Origin of the sequence: Amycolatopsis cihanbeyliensis (assembly GCF_006715045.1) — a bacterium.
Classification (GTDB): domain Bacteria; phylum Actinomycetota; class Actinomycetes; order Mycobacteriales; family Pseudonocardiaceae; genus Amycolatopsis; species Amycolatopsis cihanbeyliensis.
Map to the genome: position 1 here is coordinate 4250003 of NZ_VFML01000001.1, position 18615 is coordinate 4268617.

Annotated in this window: 15 protein-coding genes; 8 read left to right on the forward strand and 7 right to left on the reverse strand. The window is 70.5% G+C overall.

The features are described 5' to 3' along the window. Positions 1–167: 167 nt before the first annotated feature. On the forward strand, positions 168–509 hold the full coding sequence (locus tag FB471_RS19280; RefSeq protein WP_141999828.1) for a DUF3024 domain-containing protein: 342 nt from the start codon (positions 168–170) through the stop codon (positions 507–509). Positions 510–514: 5 nt separating this feature from the next. Here FB471_RS19280 and pglW read toward each other — a convergent pair whose 3' ends face one another. Further along, complete coding sequence (gene pglW / locus FB471_RS19285) at positions 515–4873, reverse strand: BREX system serine/threonine kinase PglW (protein WP_211358068.1); 4359 nt, start codon at positions 4871–4873, stop codon at positions 515–517. A 163-nt stretch (positions 4874–5036) separates the two neighbouring features. Here pglW and FB471_RS19290 point away from each other — a divergent pair, with 163 nt between their 5' ends. Beyond that, on the forward strand, positions 5037–5330 hold the full coding sequence (locus FB471_RS19290) for a type II toxin-antitoxin system prevent-host-death family antitoxin (protein ID WP_246076479.1): 294 nt from the start codon (positions 5037–5039) through the stop codon (positions 5328–5330). Between the two features lie 58 nt (positions 5331–5388). Then, the gene (locus FB471_RS19295) at positions 5389–5802 is read left to right on the forward strand and encodes a type II toxin-antitoxin system VapC family toxin (RefSeq protein ID WP_141999830.1); all 414 of its coding nucleotides are present in this window, start codon (positions 5389–5391) and stop codon (positions 5800–5802) included. Here the strand turns inward: FB471_RS19295 and FB471_RS35520 are convergent. Next, complete coding sequence (locus tag FB471_RS35520; RefSeq protein WP_141999831.1) at positions 5792–6031, reverse strand: DUF397 domain-containing protein; 240 nt, start codon at positions 6029–6031, stop codon at positions 5792–5794. The genes FB471_RS19295 and FB471_RS35520 overlap by 11 nt on opposite strands. 490 nt (positions 6032–6521) lie before the next feature. Between FB471_RS35520 and FB471_RS19305 the strand changes: the two genes are divergently transcribed. The 4 genes from FB471_RS19305 (at position 6522) to FB471_RS19320 (ending at position 13030) form a co-directional block, all read left to right on the forward strand. Beyond that, entirely contained in the window at positions 6522–9296 is a 2775-nt protein-coding gene (locus tag FB471_RS19305) for an AAA domain-containing protein (RefSeq protein WP_170220866.1), read from the forward strand. Between the two features lie 98 nt (positions 9297–9394). After that, positions 9395–10780, forward strand: a complete 1386-nt coding sequence (locus FB471_RS19310; RefSeq protein WP_246076481.1) for a DUF6880 family protein — start codon at positions 9395–9397, stop codon at positions 10778–10780. A gap of 138 nt (positions 10781–10918) precedes the next feature. Further along, the gene (locus FB471_RS19315; protein ID WP_141999833.1) at positions 10919–11104 is read left to right on the forward strand and encodes a hypothetical protein; all 186 of its coding nucleotides are present in this window, start codon (positions 10919–10921) and stop codon (positions 11102–11104) included. A 300-nt stretch (positions 11105–11404) separates the two neighbouring features. After that, a complete protein-coding gene (locus tag FB471_RS19320) occupies positions 11405–13030 on the forward strand; it encodes a DUF1841 family protein (RefSeq protein ID WP_141999834.1) in 1626 nt (541 codons plus the stop codon). Here FB471_RS19320 and FB471_RS19325 read toward each other — a convergent pair. After that, complete coding sequence (locus FB471_RS19325) at positions 12982–13161, reverse strand: hypothetical protein (RefSeq protein ID WP_141999835.1); 180 nt, start codon at positions 13159–13161, stop codon at positions 12982–12984. The genes FB471_RS19320 and FB471_RS19325 overlap by 49 nt on opposite strands. A 175-nt stretch (positions 13162–13336) precedes the next feature. On the opposite strand from FB471_RS19325, the gene FB471_RS19330 reads away from it, so the two are divergent. Continuing rightward, positions 13337–14614: a serine hydrolase gene (locus FB471_RS19330; RefSeq protein WP_141999836.1), complete on the forward strand. Its 1278-nt coding sequence runs from the start codon at positions 13337–13339 to the stop codon at positions 14612–14614. Positions 14615–14676: 62 nt separating this feature from the next. Here the strand turns inward: FB471_RS19330 and FB471_RS19335 are convergent, their stop codons facing one another. From FB471_RS19335 to coaA, 4 genes are all read right to left on the reverse strand, one after another. Further along, positions 14677–15477 (reverse strand): choice-of-anchor P family protein, encoded by an 801-nt coding sequence (locus FB471_RS19335; protein ID WP_141999837.1) that lies wholly within the window; start codon positions 15475–15477, stop codon positions 14677–14679. 29 nt (positions 15478–15506) lie between these two features. After that, positions 15507–16271 (reverse strand): L,D-transpeptidase, encoded by a 765-nt coding sequence (locus tag FB471_RS19340; RefSeq protein ID WP_141999838.1) that lies wholly within the window; start codon positions 16269–16271, stop codon positions 15507–15509. Between the two features lie 457 nt (positions 16272–16728). Beyond that, complete coding sequence (locus FB471_RS19345; RefSeq protein ID WP_246076482.1) at positions 16729–17529, reverse strand: alpha/beta hydrolase; 801 nt, start codon at positions 17527–17529, stop codon at positions 16729–16731. 46 nt (positions 17530–17575) lie between these two features. After that, entirely contained in the window at positions 17576–18508 is a 933-nt protein-coding gene (gene coaA / locus FB471_RS19350; RefSeq protein WP_141999840.1) for a type I pantothenate kinase, read from the reverse strand. Between the last annotated feature and the right edge of the window lie 107 nt (positions 18509–18615).

An 18615-nucleotide genomic window follows, 5' to 3' on the forward strand; every position in this document is an offset into this window, starting at 1 on the left:
AATTCGGTCCTCCCCACCTGCGCCGGTCGCGAATACCGGAAGTCTAGCGCCGGTTACTCGACGTACGCAGCCAACTCGGCTCGCCGGTGGGGTCGGTCACCTGACTGGTCGGATGGTTGACGGACCCACCTTGGCTACTGATTGGGACACGCGGTATCACTGTGGGTATGTCGCCGATCCCTGAACTTCAACAACGCCAGATCGACAGGTGGTGCGAGCGGCGCGCCCCCACCGACGATCGAGGTGACGTGCGGTTCGAGACACGGCGACGAGGCGGCAGGGTCACCATCGTGCAGCGCCGGCCACCATGGCCTTACGAGCCGGGCGCGGACTGGACCGTAGAGCCGATCGCGCAGTTGCGTTGTACCGCCGACTGCCAGTGGACCTTGCACTGGGTGGACCGGCACGGCAAGTGGCACCGGCTCCCGGAGACCTCACCGGAGTACAGTCCGGTGCCCCTGCTCGACGACATCGAGCGCAACCTCAGCGGCGGTCATTTCGGCGGCTGATCTGTTCAAGCGGCGTCGGACGGGCGGAGCTGGGCCAGGAACTGCGACATCAGGGCCACCATCCGATCGTCCGGCAGGACCTCGACCTGCTCGCCCAGCAGGCGCGGCGAGTCGTTCGGTGCCTCCGCCGGGCAGAGCAGCCACAGCCCGTGCGGCTGCTCGTCCGGGAGCCGGGCGGCGCGCTGCAACTCCACCAGCAGGGCGTGCCCGCCCGCCTCCGCGTACCGGCCGAGCAACCCGGCGTCGTGCAGGAAGACCACCGTGCGCGGCCCGGCGTCGGTCACCCGTTCCAGCAGCCGCTGCCGCACGCGTTGCCAGGTCAGTGAGACATAGGAAGCCAACCCGCGCGGCACCGCCGTGGAGGCGCTGATCCGCGCGTCCGCGGCCAGCACCTTGGCCCAATCCTGCTGCTTCTCGGCCACCAGCTCTCGCAGCTCGGTGAGGAACAGCCGACCGAGGTCGACATCCAGCACCCCGAACCGCTCGGCCAGCAGCCGGGCGGTGCCCGGCAGATCCTTCGCCTTCACGGTGATCGCGACGAACCCGCCGCGGTCCACGGACTCGGCCAGCCGCGCCGACTGCAACTCGACAGGGTCACGCCCGGTCGCCGCGGCATCCGGGTCGATCGAGGACAGGTGGCTGGACGAGGAGCTGAGCATCCTGCGCCAGGGCTGCTCCGGGGGAGTGAACCGGCCGGTCGTCGGGCCGTAGGTCAGCTTGCTGCCTGCCGCCGCGAGGGCGCGCTCCACCTCGATGTAGCTCGGGTCGCCCAGCTCGATCTCCGGGAACCGGGCGCGCACCCGCGCCAGCAGGTTCTCCCGGGATATCCCGGCATCCCGGACCCCGACCGCGGCCTGGGAGATCCGCAGCGCCCGGTCAAGGCGGAGGTCCCGGTGGTACAGCTCGAGCCGCCGCGAGGCAGCCGCACGCTGGGACATCGCCGCGGCCAGCGCCACCAACCGGGTGTCTGCCAGCGGCCGCATGCCGTCCGGGACGCCGACCGCGCGCAGGTCCCGCAGCACGGTCGCGGCGCTCGGCAGCGGTTCCTGGTCCGCCAGCCTGTCCGCCTTACGGCCCAGCGCCACCGCGTAGTCACCGAGTTCGCTCGGCGTGGGCGCGGCGGAGCCCTCCAGCGATTCCGCGGCGATCAGCATGGTGTCGTTCTTGCGCTGCACCGCGAGCCGCGGCTCGGCCTGCTCCTCGTCCTCACCGGGCGCGAGCTCGGCCTCCACCGCGGCCCGGACGACGGCCAGCGCCTCGTTCAGAGCGCGTCGCTGATCCCCGCGCACGCTGCCGTGCCGGGCGCGGAACTCGGCGGCCACCTCCGGCGCGGTGGCGATCCGGCCGAGCTCCTCGACGATCCCGACCAGCTCGCGCCGGACCGGTTCCAGCCATTCGGCGGCGCGCCAGGACTTGATGGCGTCCACGAAATGCCGGGACACCGTGGGCTGGCTGACTTTCAGGTGCCCGGCGATCCTGCTCTGCGTGGGCCATGCGCCGAGTGGCGTCGGCGTTCCGCCGGAATCCGGCAGGCCGAGCGCGAGCCGCTCGATAGTGGGCCGGTACGAGTTCTTCCTGGCCGGGGCGGGTTCCAGGTACTCGACCAGTTGCTCGATGGACAGTCGGGTCGGCTCGGCCTGCTCGCCCGCGGCTTCCGCCGGTTCCGGGTGCGCGGTGCTGCTCGCGGCGCGGAGCAGCCGAGCCGTCCACTGCTTGTGCCTTCGGTTGAGTTCTTTCCGGGTCAGCGAGCCCGCGCCGCGGGCCCGCGCGATGACGTGCAGCCGTACGCTCAGTAGTTCTTCCACCGTGGTGGCACCGTGCTCGTTCGCCACCGACACGGCACGGGGGGACAGCCCGGCCGCCTCGAGCGGGGTGTCGAGCTGTGCCGCGTTGGCCGCTATGTCGCGTGCCTCGGAAAGGTCCGTTTCCGAGGTTGATCCGTCCACAGTGGCCTGTGTGGTGGGCGGCGCCGTGGCGTCCGCCTCGCTGAACACCGCGCGCCAGGCGTCCTCCATCCGCCGCAGGGTGGTGAACCGGCGGTCGGTGTCCCGGTGCAGCGCGCTCTCGAAGAACCGGGTCAGCCCATCGCGCAGTGCGGGTTCGAACAGCTCCGAGTCGATCCTCGGCAGGTCGTCGGCGCCCATGTCGGGCGCGGTCAGCTCGTCCCCCCATTTCGGACGCTCACCGGAGGCCATCTCGTACAGCGTCACCGCCGCCGCGTACCACTCGGCCTGCTCGTCGAACCGGGGTCGCCGCAGCGAGCCGAGGAACGGGTCCAGGTACCCGCGGGTGCCCGCGCTGACGTCGGAGGCCGGGGCGTCGTGCAGCGAGAAGTCGAACAGCTTCAACTGCTTCGAGCGGTCCGCGCGCTGGAAGATGCCGAAGTTGGCCGGCTTGATGTCCCGGTGCCGGACGCCCTTCGCGGCGAGCTGGTCCAGCGCGCTGAACAGGTCGCGGCTGAAGCGTTCCAACTCGTGGTAGGTGAGCCGGCCCTCGTCGTGCAGCCGTCGCGCCAGTGACACATCCCCGGCGAACTCCAGCACCAGCACGGTCCGACCGCCGAGTGAGTCGGGGCCGCCGAGGCGCTGCACCACATAGCCGCCGCCGACCAGGTGCAGCGCCTTGTTCTCGGCATGCAGCCGGTCCGCCTTCTCGTCGTCCAGCGCGACCTTGAGCACCCGCTGCTCGACCTCGGGCTCGCCGCGCTCGTCCTCGACGAGCCGCTCGACCAGCAACGCCCGCGCGGTCGCCCCGGTGCCGAGCACCTTGGCGACCTCCCAGCCGTCGTGCAGCTCCTGGCCGACCACCGCGGTGAGCGGGTCGATCTCGGTGGTCGAGGCGGGCCGCGGGGGAGCGGTCTCCCGCTCGGCGCCGTCCAGCTCGCGCAGGAACGTGTCCGCGGAGTCGAGCCGGTGGGCCACATCGGGGCTGGTCGCCCGGTGGATGAGCGCGTCCAGCTCGGCGGGCAGCGTGTCGTCCACCGCGGTCACATGCAGCCCGTCGTCGGTACTCAGCCGCTCCTTCAGCTCGGCCCGGTTCGCGGCCGGGTTGCGCCCGGACAGGATGAGGTATGCGACCGCACCCAGCCCGAACACGTCGAGGTCCACCGGATCCGGGTACGGCTGGTCGGTTTCCGGGGCCAGGTAGCACTGCGCGGTGTCCTCGATGAACGCACCGTCCAGAGAGGAGTCACCGATCGAGCGCAGGTTGGTGGTCTCGAAGTCGCGCGCCGCGGTCTGCCAGTCGATCAGCCGCAGCACCGGGTTCGAACCGTCCTCGCGCGCCGCGACGTAGATCGACCGCGGCGACAGCGCCCGGTGGTACAGCGAGCGGTTGTGCGCGTAGCGGATCGCCTCGGCCAGCTGGCGTACCAGATCGAGCCGGGTGTCCGGGCCGACGTTCGCGCCGAAAGCGGCGAGGTAGGTGTCCAGCCGCAGGTCCGACTCGGCATGCCGGAACAAGATCGCCGGAAGCCCCTGATGTTCCCGGAACTGCACCGCCTGCACGATTCCGCGGTGGCTGATTCCTTGGAGTACCTGGTACTCGCGCAGCGCGGCCCGCTTGGCCTTCTCCCGGTCCGACTCGGTCGTGCCTTCCCGGACGAGGTAGAGCCGTACCCGACCCTCCTCCTTGATGTGCCCGTCGTCCCGTTTGGCCAGCCGGTCTTCCCAGAACGGGCCTGCGTCCAGCGGGCGGGGGGCCAGCTTCCAGTGGTCGCCGAACTTCAGGTGCGCGTTCGACGCCGTGATGCCGATGGTCTTCAGCAACTGCGGCAGGATGCGTGCGGAGAACTCCGCCGTGATCCGGTGCGACTCCCGTTGCGGGGGCCTGGCCAGCAGGTCCTCCCAGATTCGCGGGAGCCCGCTGCGGGCGTGCCTGGCGTAGACGTTCGGCTGCTGGAACTCGTCCAGCTCACTTTTCAGTCCGGGATCGGTCAGGAACACCGCGGGTTGGATCCACGGGATTCGTACGTTCTTCCCGGCCTTCTGCGCGGCCCTGGTCAGCTGCCCCTTGAGTTCCTTGGCCTTCAGGTCGGTGAGGGCGAGCGGGTTATCCAGGGTGCGGATACGGCCGTCGTTCGGGTCCTTCACCCGCCAGGTCGAGCCGTTGTTGGTGACGCGGCCGGGATGGGCCTTCAGCTCCACCAGGTACAACCCGCCGGGTACCGCGATCAGCAGGTCGCATTCGTTGACCCGGCCGGAGGCCGCGACGAACGAGAACGTGGCCCAGGCGCGGTACGGCTCAGCATTCGGCAACTGCTTCTTGACGAAGTCCAGACCGTCCTGCTCCCAAGTGAACTGCGAAGGCTCCCGCTGTATCCAGCGCTGCGAGCGCGGCGGCCCCGGCTCGGGATCAGCTGCCACGGCTCGCTCCCTCCGACGACGCTCCTGCCGAGATTGACGGCCAAATCCTACGCCGAGTGTCAGCCGTAGTCGGCCCACGCTTCTGCCGCTTCGATCGGGTGAGTTCGCCGGAGCAGTTTGCCCTTCTCGGCAATTCTGTCTAGTCTGTCTAGATAGGTGGTGGATGGACATGCATTGGCAGGTACAGGAGGCGAAGCAGCGCCTCAGTGAGCTGCTGCGGCGAGCTGAACTCGACGGAGCCCAGTTCGTCACCCGGCACGGAGAGGAGGTGGCCGTCGTGCTGGACATCACGCACTACCGGCGGCTCGCCGGAATCGAAGTGGAGCTGGACTTCAAACACGTGCTGGAAGGGGACAAGGAAGGCGAGGTAGCCGACGACGCCCTCGCCGACGTACTGGAGGAGGTGGTGGCCGGGCGTAAGGACGACCTGCCACGGGAGGTGGACCTGCGGGAATGAGGACGAAGCGTAACCGGCGTGTCGCGCGTTGCCGGACAAGCACTGAGACGCGGGCCCGATGAGCTACCTACTCGATACGAACGTCGTCTCCGAGGTGCGTCGCCGCGCGCCCGATCCCGGCGTGGCCAGTTGGTGGAAGGAGGTGCCCGCGGACCGGCTCTACCTGAGCGTGTTGACCGTCGGCGAGATCCAGCGTGGGGCGCAACGCTGCCGCAAGCGGGGTGACGATCCCCAGGCAACGCGGCTCGAGGAGTGGCTGGCCGCGATGACCCGGCAGTTCGCCGCCCGCATCCTGCCGGTGACGGCCGAGGTCACGGTCGAATGGGGCCGGCAGGACAACGGCCGGCCGGTGCCGGTGACCGACGCGCTGATCGCGGCGACCGCGCGGGTACACGACCTGACCCTGGTCACTCGCAACGTCCGGGATATGGAGCGCACCGGAGCGCGGGTACACAACCCGTTCAGCGGGTGACCTGCGCGGAGTCCAAGGATCGGACTCGGTGCAGGAAGGCGCGCCATTCGCCCGGGGCGAAGACCAGTGCTTCGCCGGTGGCAGGCGAGGGGCGGGTGCTGTCGTCCAGGATCACGTAGGCCATCCGGTACGACACCCGGATACACCGGCCGCCCACGCTCCTGCTTGGCGTGCGCCAAGAGGTCGCGCGGTCGACACCCGGCGCGGTTGACTCCGTCCCGATCGCCATAAGCGGTGGCACCCCCGATCAGTACCCACGATGCGTGGCGAAACGCTCACGATACGTTGAATATCGTGCCATCGGTCCAGGTATCGGGCCAGTCGGGGTGCCTGCCCGGATGGGTGGCTTCGAGTCGCCGGTCGCCGCACTACTCCGTTCGGCTTACGCTCTGTACGCGGAACGACACTCTTGGTTTACTCGCTACAGATCGACCAGCCGAGTACCGGGAGTGGGCTTGACAGAGCGTCCGAGAACCGCTGGGAGCCGCGGTGGTGACGGTCGTGACCGGAGTCCGGCCCCCGCCCACCCGTCTCCCACCGCCACCCAACCGGAGGCGCTCCGCGCCGCTGAGCCGCCAACACCGTCTCCCACCGCCACCCAACCGGAGGCGCTCCGCGCCGCTGAGCCGCCAACACCGTCTCCCACCGCCACCCAACCGGAGGCGCTCCGCGCCGCTGAGCCGCCAACATCGACCGTGTCGAGCGTTTCCAGACCAGCGATGACCGATTGGCGGGAGGACGCTGCCCGCGCGGTCGACACCGAACTCAATCAGGCCTGGCACGCGGGCGAATGGAGCCTGCTGGGCGTGCCGGTGCCCCGGCCCGAGCCTGGTCAGTACACCGTGGACTTGCGCGGGCGCCGGCTCGGCCCGGACAACCTCGGCACGATCCGACTGGCGGGGCGGGATGGTCCGCATGGTGGGCCGTCCTTTCCGGTCGAGGAGGTGCACGCGGCCGACGGCGTCCTACGGTTGCGCGTCACCGGTCCGGTCCCGGCGGGCTGCGACCGGGTGTGGGCGGCAACCAGGTCCCCGCGGGAACTGCTGAGCCGACTCGCCGGGCGGCTGCGGAACCTCGGCGAGGCGCCGCTCGCCGACCGGCTCGCCGCGGGCGAACTGGACCCGGTCCCGGACCTCGGAGCGCAGCCGCCGGCCGGGTTGCTCGACGGGCAGGCCGAGGCCTACCGGGCCTGCCACGCGCCCGGCCTGCGGCTGGTCTGGACTCCGCCGGGCACCGGTAGCACACACGTGCTGGTATCCACCATCGAGAGTCTTGTGAAGCAGGGAAAACGCGTGCTGTTCGTGTCCGGTGTGGACTCCTCGCTGGATGCGGTCGCCGGCAGGCTCGCGCGGCGGGTGGTCCGGATCGGTGCGGCGGGGCGGGTCGGCCCACCGCCGCCGTTGCCGGCCGAACAGGCACGCGAGATCGAGGCCGAGCGTGCCGCGCTGGACGAGGACCTTGCCGAACTGGACCGGGCGGGTGAGCGACTCGCCGAGTTGGACACCGCCCTCGTCGGCTACGACCACACCGCCTTCCTCGACGCGGGGCGCCGGATCGACAACGCCGACCGGCTGGACAGCCTCGAGGCCGACCTGGCACAGGCGGACCAGCGGCATACCGATGCGGCCACCGAGCTGGCCGCGGCCCAGGAGGGGTTGCGTTCCGCCCGTGCGGCCTGGGCGGAGGCGGCGGAGGCCAGGACACACCTCGAACGGGCAAGGGACATCACCGAGAAGCTGCGCGAACTGGACCAGAACCTGCGCGAACGCACGGTCTCGAACTCCGGCTCCGACCGCCTTTCCCGGGCGGAGCGCAAGGCTCTGCGCACCGGGACCGTGCGACACGACCGGCTGCGGGCCGAGATCGAGGCCTGCCGCGAGGCGGCGCTGCCGTGCACCGAGGACGACCTCGGCAGACTGGACGCGGAGCTCGCCGCCGCCGAGCGTGCGCTGGACCTCGCGGCCCGCACCGAGACCAGCGTGCGAACCGCGGCCGACCTGCTGCGCAGGCGGCTGGAGCAGACCAGGGCCGCCGGTATCGCCACCGAGCAGGACCGCCGGTTCCACGCCGCCTGCCTGCGGCACGGCTTGCCCGAGCGGCACCAGGAACGGGAGACACTCCGCGCACGGGTGGAGGACACCGCGGCCAGGGACCGGCTGACCGACCGGCTGCGCTGGCTCGCCGAGCGCGCCGCCGAACTGCGCGCGGGCGCCGAGGCCGAGGCCGTTCGCGAGGCACCCGTTGTCGCCACCACCCCGGCCAGGGCCTACGCCGACGAATGCCTCTCCGGCCTGCGCTTCGACGTGGTACTCGCCGAGCACGCGGCCGCCGCCCGGCTCGCCGAGATGCTGTTCCTGGTGTCCCGCGCGGACCACACCGCCGTCCTGTTCGGCGACTTCCTCCAGCCCGGCCCGGTGGTCCGGCCGGCGAACATCCGCGCCGTGCCCGAGGTGCGCCGGTGGTCGACCACCGAGGTGTTCGGCCACTGTGGAATCACCGCCGCCGAGGAGGCCATGACACACCCCGGGTGTGTCACGCTCACCCGCCTGTTCCGCTTCGGCTCCACGCTGCGCACCCTCACCAACGACCTGCACTACCGAGTACTGCGGGACGCGGGTATGTCCATTCCGGACACCGAACTGGTGCTGGTGGACACCTCGATGCTGCCCGACCTGACCGCCGTGCGCCGCGGTGGTGCCGGGACCGGATGGTGGTCGGCAGGGTTGCTGCTGGCCAGGGCGCTCGCCGAGCGGCATCCGGGCGAGCTCGGTGTGGTGACCGCCTCCAGCGCGCAGGCCGCGGTGAGCCTCGCCGCCGTGCGCGAGCTGGACCCACCGGTGCCGGTCGCCACGGCGCACGCCTGCCGGGACATCAACGCCCAGGTCATCGTGTTCGACCTGGTGGGCGGCGGGCCGAGGGCACGCCGGTTCGGCTCCGCGATCAGCCGTGCCGACCGGCGGCTCTACCTGCCGGCGGACCTCCGCGCGGTGCGGGCCGCGCCGGAGGGTACCCCGCTCGCGGCGCTGCACGCCCTGCTCCTGGACGGCCGGATCACGGTGCGCGGCGCGGACAGCCTGCTCGACCTGGCCGACGCCGACGACCTCGCCGCGCGGTTGACCGGTGCCGAGGAGTCGCTGTGGCTTTCCCTGCCGTGGATCGGTGGCGAGGACGTGGACTTGTTGCCACTGCTGGCCGGCACCGCGCGCCGGGGAGTGGACGTGCACGCGGTGCTGCCTTCCGCGGACCGGGTCCGGGCGGGCGAACTGGCGGACTGCGGGGTCACCGTGCACACCGGCGAGCCCCGGCAGAAGGTGGCCGTCGTGGACCGGCGGACCGTCCTGTTCGGTACGACACACGACCCGAGCGGTTGCGAGGTGCTGATCACCTGCCCCGCGGCCAGGCTGGCCAAACGCCTGCTCGCCGACCTGCACGGCGCGCCGGAAGCGAGCCGGTCCCCAGCGGCCCCGCACCGGGCTGACCTGGTGGTCCGATGAGCATCCGGCGGTCGTTGACGTTACGTGATCAGGGTGGTCCAAAATCTAACGCTCCTGGATGACGGCCTCAGTCGTTCGAGTGCGGCACGATGGTCCACGTGGCCCCCACCCCCGACCTGCGTTCGTACCTGCGCTCGTTGAGCACGGAGACGCTGGCCGGGTTGCTGTGCGAGCAGGCCGAGCGGGACCCCCGGCTGCGCGGCGAGCTGGAGCAGCGAGCGGCGCGGGACGGCCAGGGCGACAGCACCGTGGCCGAGGCGCACAAGTTGCTGGACGACGCGGTACCCGACCGGCCGCGGGGCGACGGACCGGGCGGACCCGACGGGGTCGATCACGCCACCACCATGAGCGCCGTGCTGGACACCCTGCAGCGCCTGCTGGACGGCGGTAGCAGGGCGGACCTGGCCCCGCTGGCGCTGCGCACGGTGAACAAGCTCGGTGCCGACCTGGGCACCGATCCGGCCGGGACGGTCCGGTCCGAGCTGGAACGCGCCATCGGCCTGTACGCCCGGGCCTGCCGGGCTCACCCACCAGCGCGGGGAGCGCTGGCCGACTGGCTGCTCGAGGCCGCGTTCGAACGGCCGAACTGGCCGCGGATCGACGTGACCCCGTTCGCCGAGGCGCTGGGGGAGTCCGGGCTGCGCCGGATCAAGTCCGCGGTGGACACCGTGCTCGCCGACGACTCCTGCACCGGGCAGCGCCGGACCACCGCCGAACGCCTGCTGGAGCAGCTTGCCGAGGCCTCCGGCGATGTGGACACCCTGGTGGAGATGCTGTCCAGGAAGCTGCCCCGGCTGGACGTGAGCCTGAAGATCGTGCGGGTGCTGCGCGACGCCGGGCGGCACACCGAGGCCATCGCGCACGCGGCGAGCGCGCTGGGACCCGGCAAGGGCCCGCTGCGCGCGCCCGTGGTCGACGCGCTGGCCGAGACTTACCACGAAGTCGGCCAGGAGGATGAGGCGCTTACCTTGCGCCGCAACGAGTTCCGGCGCGCGCCCGGTTACGACGGCTACCTGGCGCTGCGCGAGGCCGCCACCGGGCTCGGTTGCTGGGCGAGCGAGCGCCCGGCGGCCACCGAGCTGCTGGCCGAACGCGCCGCGGCCGATCCGGCCCTCGCCGACGATGTGGTCCGCGCCCTGCTCGCCGAGGGGGAGGCCGACCAGGCATGGCGAGCGGCCGACCGCTACGGCGGCTCGCTGGAACTGCGGCTGGAGCTGGCGCGGGGCAGGGAGGCCGAGCATCCCGCGGAGGTGATCGACGTGTACCGCTCCTACGTCGACGAGCTCATCGCGCACCGGGACGTCGCCGGGTACCGGCAGGCCGCGCGGCAGCTTCGCAAATTGCGTACGTTGCACAAACGGGCGGACAAAGCCGAGGAGTTCAGCGCCTATCTGGCCGAGTTGATGGAAACTCACAAACGGAAGACCAGGCTGCTCGCCGAGGTGCGCAACGCCCGGATCGCGTTGCCGAAGGTAACCAGGTAACGCCCGCGGTTCGCGGACGATAAGACTACATACCGCATTTCACCACAGGCCGGCCGAAGCCAGTTGTCATCATTGTAGCCGCTGTTCGATTATTCCGCAATCCAGATTATTCCATCCTCCCCGAAACGGGGGTCCATCATGTCCTTGATCCCGCGCGCGCATCGGGCGCGATGGCAGGTCGTGGCTGCCGTCGCCGCGACCGTGGCCGTGATCGCCGCGGTGACGCTGGTGCTGACCCTGCTGCCGAACTCGGACCGCCCGGACCTTCCGGTGCAGCGGGCGCCCAGCCCCGCCGTGCCGACGGCCGGCCCGCCCGAGCCCTGACAGCCTGTCCCTGGACTGGACTCGGGTACCCGAGGTGAGCGGAAGAACGCGCCCGCCCGTCTCCCACCACCACCCAAACCGAGACGCTGACGCGTCACAGCGCTCAGCGGCGAGCAGCTCACGAGCGGGGAGGCCGGGGGCACGGCCCGCGGACGTGACGGCCGTGGCCGAAGTCCGAGCCCGGCCGAGCCGGTCGTGTCGCGCGTTGAGGAACAGGCACTGACGAGCCAGCCGCGCCCGGACGGGCTCAACGACCCCTCCGCCGGAGGCGCCGCGGGTGGGCGATGTAAGCATGTACCCATGAGCCCGCAGAGTCGTGCCCGCAAGAAGAAGAGCTCTGGCCTGGACCAGCCCGCCGAGCAGGGGATGACCGGATTCTTCAAGGACGTGCTGAACGACTTCGGGTCGGTGCCCCCGGACGTGGGCCCGCTCGAGGTCGAGGCGCTCGGCTCCGCCGTGGTCGGGGAATGGTGGGAGTCGGATGGGGACCTGGTCGGCTTCGAACTGATCGACTACACCGGGCGCAAGACCTCGCCGGGCGCGGCGGCCCTGCTGGCCGCCCTGCGGGTGCTGGCGCCCACCGGCGAGCTGCGGGAGGGCGCGGCCGGCGCGCTGAGCTCGGTACTCGGCCGTGGTATCCCCGAGCCGGACTGGGCGGCCGGCCTCGGCGAGGTCAGCGTCGGTGAGTGCTGGCAACTGGGTGACGCCTACGGCGAGAGCAGCACCCTGCTGGGCACCTTCGGTTACGGGGAGGAGACCCACGGTGTGCTCGCCTACGTCGAGCACGGCGATGGGGTGGTCTCCGACGTGGCCGTCGTGGACAATCCCGAGGACGTACTGGCCGGGATGCGCGACGAAGCGGCGGAGCGGGACGGCATCATCGCGCTGCGACAGATCACTCCCGCCCGGTTCCGGCGGCTGCTGGACGACGGTTTGTCCGCCGTGGACAAGCTGGCGGAGGTCGAGGTCAGCACGGACTTCGTGCGGTACCGCGCGCTGGCGATGGCGCGTTGCCGCCGGTTGCCCGAGCCGGAACCGGCGCCCGAGCCGGAGCCGGTCGGCGACCGGGACGCGCTCGTGGCCGACTTCTTCCAGCAGACCGCCGAGGTCGCGGACAACAAGGCGACCAGGCATTGTGTACACCTGCTCATCGACTACGGCATGCAGACGGAGCCGCACCGGCCGCTACGGGTGAGCCCCGACCGGCTGCTGTACTTCCTCGAGGAGTGGGTGCCGAACGAGGCGGAGCTGACCGAGGAGCAGGACGAGGCGCTGCCGGAGGTCGTGCTCGGCTGGGCACACTGGGCCGGCACCCGGCAGGGGCTGCCCGAGGCCGCGCTCAGTGCGTTGATCGAGGCAGCTCGGGACTCGCTCGAAGGCGCCGACGCGGATCTGGACCTGTACCTGGAGGCCGGTGAGGAGATCGAGGACCCCGAGGAACTGGCCGAACTGCTCGACCGGCGGAGGTTCGCGGTTCCGCACACCTTCACCGAGATCGGCGACGAGGAACTGGAACTCGAGCCCACCGATCCGGAGCAGCGGCGCCTGCTGGTGATCGGCGAGCATCCGGAGTACCACGACGCGCTCGGTGACGAGCTCGGCGAGGCCGCGCTACGGGTGGAGGACGGCGAGTTCGATGCCGCGGCCTACCTCGCCATGAAGGTGTCCATAGTGGATCAACTGTGGGACGACGAGCCGCCGGAGGTGTGGACGGCCGCGAGCAGGCTGCGCGAGCAGGGCGCCGAGCGGGAGGACATCCTGGATCGGTTGGTCGACGTGCTGGCCGGGGCGGCCGTGCAGGACCGGGACGGTGACGAGGACACGGCGGACGCCGGTGCCGAGGAGGGCGAACTGCGGTTCGACCTCGACGAGTACCGTCAGGCACTGGCCGAGCTCGACGGGGTCCCTTCCGGCAGCTCGGACTGATCCTGAGCGGGCTCGGGCCTGCGCCTGCGGAACGCGTCGCCGAGGTCGAAAACGTACGTGCCGAATGCCATGGCCAGCAGAACCGCGATGCCGAGCACAGCGCCGATCCAGGTAAGGATGGTCGCGAACATCGGTATGCCTCCCCCGTTCTGGGCGTCTACTCCATCCCAGGGTCGCCGGGCGTCCTAGCTGGTGGTATCGGCCAAGTGGTTAATGCTGCGACCGCCCGATCGGCCGAACGGCGGAGTATGGTAACCGTATGCGGTAATGCTTGCGCCAGCCGTGTTCACAAGGTTGGGTGTGCGCATGCGCGGAGTCGTCAGTCGCCGGTGCGCGCTCGGCACGCTCGGCGGTCTGGCCGCCACCGTGTTCGCCCCCGGCACCGGGCACGCCGGGCCACGGTTCCCCACCCTACGGGAGGGCACTCCCGAGCAGGTCGGCCTGGATCCGGTCGCGCTCGGCGAGCTGGATGAGGTGATCGCGGCGGGGCTCGGTCCCGGGCCGGAGTCCACCTTCCCCGGTGCCGTGCTCCTGGTCGCCAGGAACGGCGTACTTGTCAAGCACGCGGCGTACGGCCATGCCCAGACCCACCGGGACGGCGCACCGCTGCGCAAGCCCGTGGAGATGCGCCCGGACACCGTGTTCGACCTCGCCTCCTGCACCAAGGTGCTCGCCACGACGGCGGCGATGATGACCCTCGTCGACGACGGCAGGGTCCGGCTGGACGATCCACTCGCCCGCTGGCTGCCCGGGTTTCCCGGCGGGGTCACCGTGCGCAGGCTGCTCACGCACACCGCGGGCCTGTGGGAGTGGCAGCCGACCTACCTGTGGGCCACCCGCCCCTCGGCGGCGATCCACTATGTCAGCGGGCTTCCGCTGCGGTACGAGATCGGTGCCGGCAGGCACTACTCGGATCTCGGGTTCATGTTGCTCGGCGAGCTGGTGCGGCGCTGCACCGGGCTCCGGTTGGACGAGTACGTCCGGGTGCGTATTCACCGTCCACTGAGGATGATGTCGACCGGTTACCGGCCGCCGGGGCGACATCGGTTCGCCGCTACCTCGAACGGGAACCCCTTCGAGCGCAACATGATCGCCACCGGCGAACCGTACCCGATCCTGGGGGAGCGCGGGGTGGACGACTTCCGCCGCTGGCGGGAGCACACGCTGTCCGGCGAGGTGAACGATGGGAACGCGGCCTACGCCTTCCACGGCGTGGCCGGGCATGCCGGGCTTTTCGGCACCGCGCGCGATATCGCGGTGTTCGCGCAGAGCCTGCTGAACGGTGGCGGGTACGGCACCCGCAGGCTGTTCTCCGCCGAGATCATCGCGGAGTTCACCAGGGACCAGTTCGAACCGGGGCAGGGACTGGGTTTTTGGACGCACCGGTTCCGGGGCGTGCCCGGGCTCGGCGGCGGTGGCTTCGGGCATGCGGGGTTCACCGGCACCGAGTTCGCCGCCGACCCGGACACCGGCCTGCTGGTGGTGCTGCTGACCAACCGCCAGCATCCGGACCAGCCCTATGCCGGGCTCGGGCCGACCTGGCTGGCCGTACGCGAGGCACTCGGCAGGGCGGCGCGCGGCTGACACCCGTATGGCCCCACCGGGGCTTCCGATGGGGCCACACCCGCGCCGGGTACCGAGGTCGGTCAGCCGGTCACATCGAGGTGGGCCGGAACGGGGGTCGGCCGCGGTGCCATCCCGTTGGCATCGGCACGGGCGCCCGCCCCGTTGCCCGTGTTGCCGCCATCCCCGCCGTCGCCGTTGCCGTTGCCGTCGTCGGCAGGCCCGCCCGCGGGATCGGTCGGCTCCGGAGCCGGTTCCGTGGTGGTCGGTTGCCCGCCGCTGGACGTGCAGGTCGCCGAGGCGATGTCGAGGGTCTGCACCCGGCCGATCTCGATCGAGATCGCGGTGACCGTCATCGTGCCGTCCTCCTTCGTGACCTGCTTGTTCAGTGTCACCGAAGCGACCCCGGGGACCTCGACCGCGGTGTTCGGCGGCGCGGAGACATCGAGCTTCGTGCCGCCGAGCCGCGCCTCGGCCAGCGAGGAGGACGCCTTACCGGAACCGCACACCGCCTCCACGGCGGTCGCGGTCAGCATGGGGGAACCGAGGCCGAGCTCGGCGACACCGCCCAGGTCCACCTGGAGTTCGGCCACACTCGCCTCGGCGCTGCCCGGCCCGGCCTGCGCGTTCAGCACCCTGGCCTGAACGATCTCGCCCGGGCTGGCGAACTCCGCCACGGAGTCCTGCTGGAAGCCGTTCTCGCCGCTGACGGTGGGGACCGGGTCGACATCGAGCAGCCCGGTTGCCGACAACGCGAAGGCCGAGTTCTCCACGCCGGTCGCGCCCGCGGCCGGGACGAACGCCAGGCCGGAGGTGAGCAGGGCGGCGAGCAGGCCTGCGCCGCGCAGGGCTGCCTTGTTGCTGGACAATGAATTGCCTTTCATGGTTGGAAAATGGTTGCGGATAACAGTGCTCAGGCGATGTTCACGATGGTGCCGAGCGGCAGTTCGACGAGCCGGTCGAGCGCTTCCTTCGGCACCCTGACGCAGCCGTCGCTGTTCGCCTTGCCGGCGAAACTGCTGTCCGGCCAGGTGTGGATACCGACCGTTCCGGGGCCGTCGCCGAATGTCTCGTGCGCGTCGGAGTGCACGCTGAGCGGAAGGACGATCGGGCTGTAGGTGTTCACCGTTTCCTCCACCGAGGCGACGATGTAGGCCCGCCCTTCCGGGGTGGGGTATTCGGGCTTGCCGATGCCGATACTCCACTGCCCAGCCCGCTCGCCCCGGTGGACGATCTCCAGGCCGAAGGTCGCGAGGTCGATGTTCACGATGTAGTCGTTGCGCGCGGTCTCCACCGGCGCCGCGGCCCCGGTGAACACCCAGCCCGCCGAACCGTTCGGCCGGGAGGGCAGCAGGATCTTCTTCCAGTCACCCTCTTCCGCGATCACCGGAACCCAGGTCGGCGAACCGACCTGTAGCGAGGGCAGCTTCGCGATGGCCGTGCCGCCGATCTCGGCGTACACGACCAGGTCCTCGGTGGGGTGGAGCACCTCGCCGGTGCTCGTTCCGGACCGGTCGTCGACCGCCGACCCGAGGATGTCGGCATATGTGGTGGATTCGGGAAGTTTGGTGAGGTCTTCAGCGCTGACGGCGACCGGGTCCACGGCCGGCCGCTGCGGTTCGCTTCCGCATCCGGTCGCCAGCAACGCCAGGCCGATCAACCCGGTCAGCGCGGTCATCCGCCTTGCTCGTGTCCATAACAGACCCCTGATGGCCGATACCGAAGTGGTTGTCAATGAGCATCCCTGTGCTGTCGTTCTTGTCGGGGAGTCGTGCGAGTGAAAACGACGAATCCGGGTAGTCCGGAATCGGAGAGCGCTATTGATAGCAGAGCGATTCGGCGCGGGCAACGCCTTCGCGGGGCACTTTTTCGCGCGAAGAGGTATCGGTAACTGCGGAAACAACCCGTTTGGCCCAGTTCACCCGATTCTGCCGATGCCACCCTTTTGGGTGAAGGTATGTAACGCGCGCAGTGGCGATATGGGCCTTTCGAGGGGTGTTGGTGCCGCGCATTCGAGTGGTCAACAGTCTGTGAGACTACCGTGAGGAGACCTGTTCGCGATTTTTACCCCGAGTTGGGTGACGATTTTCCCCTGTGGACAGACATTGATATGAAAGGGTTTCGCTTGCGATTCTTCAGCCGGTTGAAGTCTGGACGACGGCGTCGACGAGCCGCGGGCCGTCCAGCAGCACCGGATCGTTGTGCCCTGCCGCCGGGACCTCGACCAGCCGGCCACCGCCCGCTCGGGCCACGGACCGGCTCTGCTCGGGCGGGACGATCGAGTCTGCCGCGCCGTAGACAACCGTCAGCGGTGCTCCGCTTCGGGACACGTGCCGGGCAACGGGATAGGTGTCCTTCAGCAGCAGGCGCACCGGCAGGAACGGGTAGTGTCGCTGCCCGACCGCGGCCAGGTCGGTGAAGGGTGAGCGCAGTACCAGCGCGGCGGGCGGATGCTCGGTGGCGAGTTCGGCCACCACCGCGGCACCCAGGCTCTCGCCGAAGTACACCATGCGCTCGGCGGGTACGCCGCCCGTGCCGACCAGGTACTCCCGCGCCGCACGCACATCCTCGGCCAGCCCGGACTCGCTGGGGGAACCCGGGTTGCCGCCGTAGCCGCGGTAGTCGAACAGCAGCACCGAAAGGCCACGCGCGGTGAGCGCCCGGGCCAGCGGAACCCGTGTCTGCCGGTTGCCCGCGTTTCCGTTCGCCACCAGCACAGCCCGCCCGCCCGCATCCGGCCCGGTGGCCGGGAAGAACCAGGCGCCGAGCTCGAGGCCGTCGGCGGTGCGCAGGGTGACGTCCCTGCCGCCGGGCAGCACCTCGGCCGCGGCCGGCACCGGCCCGCCGGAGGGCAGGTAGATGAGCTTGCGCTGCAACGCGTACACCCCACCGAGCACCACGGCCACGATGGTGACGACGATCGCGGTCCCGAGCAACAGCCTGCGCCTCAGCGTTGCCCCTCCCTGCCGGCGAGTTCACCCATCAGAGCTTGCGCAGTCGCACCCGGTTGATCGAGTGATCCGAGTCCTTGCGCAGCACCAGGGTGGCCCGTGGCCTGGTCGGGCGGATGTTCTCGATCAGGTTCGGCTCGTTGATGGTGTGCCACAGGTGGCGGGCCTCGTCCCGCGCCTCGTCGTCGGGCAGCCCTGCGAAGTGGTGGAAGTGCGAGGCCGGGTCGGCGAACGCGGTGTGCCGCAGCTTCAGGAACCGCTCGATGTACCAGTGTTCGATATCGGCCGTGTGCGCGTCCACGTAGATCGAGAAGTCGAACAGGTCGGACACGGTGAGCCGGGGGCCGGGCTGCAGCACGTTCAGCCCCTCGAGGATGAGGATGTCCGGCTGCCGGACGACCTGTTCGGCACCGGGCACGATGTCGTAGGCCAGGTGCGAGTACACCGGCGCGCTGACCTCCTCGGCGCCGGACTTCACGTCCGAGACGAACCGCAGCAGCGCCCTGCGGTCGTAGCTCTCCGGGAACCCCTTGCGGTGCATGATGCCGCGGCGGATCAGCTCGTCGCGGGGGAGCAGGAAGCCGTCCGTGGTCACCAGGTCGACGCGCGGGTGGTCGGGCCACCGCGCGAGCAGGGTGCGCAGGATGCGCGCGGTGGTCGACTTGCCGACGGCCACGCTGCCGGCGATGCCGATCACGAACGGCACCTTGGTGCCCTTGCAGTCTTCACCCAGGAAGGTGGTGGTCGCCTCGTACAGCCGTTGCTTGGCTGCGACCTGCAGGTTGATCAGCCTGGACAGCGGCAGGTAGACCTCCGCCACCTCGGTCAGGTCGACCTGCTCGCCGAGCCCTCGCAGCCGGAGCAACTCCTCCGCGGTCAGCGGCAACGGGGTGGAGCTGCGCAGCTCGCGCCACTGATCGCGATGCAGCTCGACATAGGGGCTCAGCTCGCGGACCCGCGGCATATCGCACACTCCTCGCCCGTCGGTGGGCCGGCGCCGTACTACTGCTTAACGCAGACTCAACGGTAGGGCTTACCGGCCCGCTGCGGGCTGTGACGTTCTCCACGCCA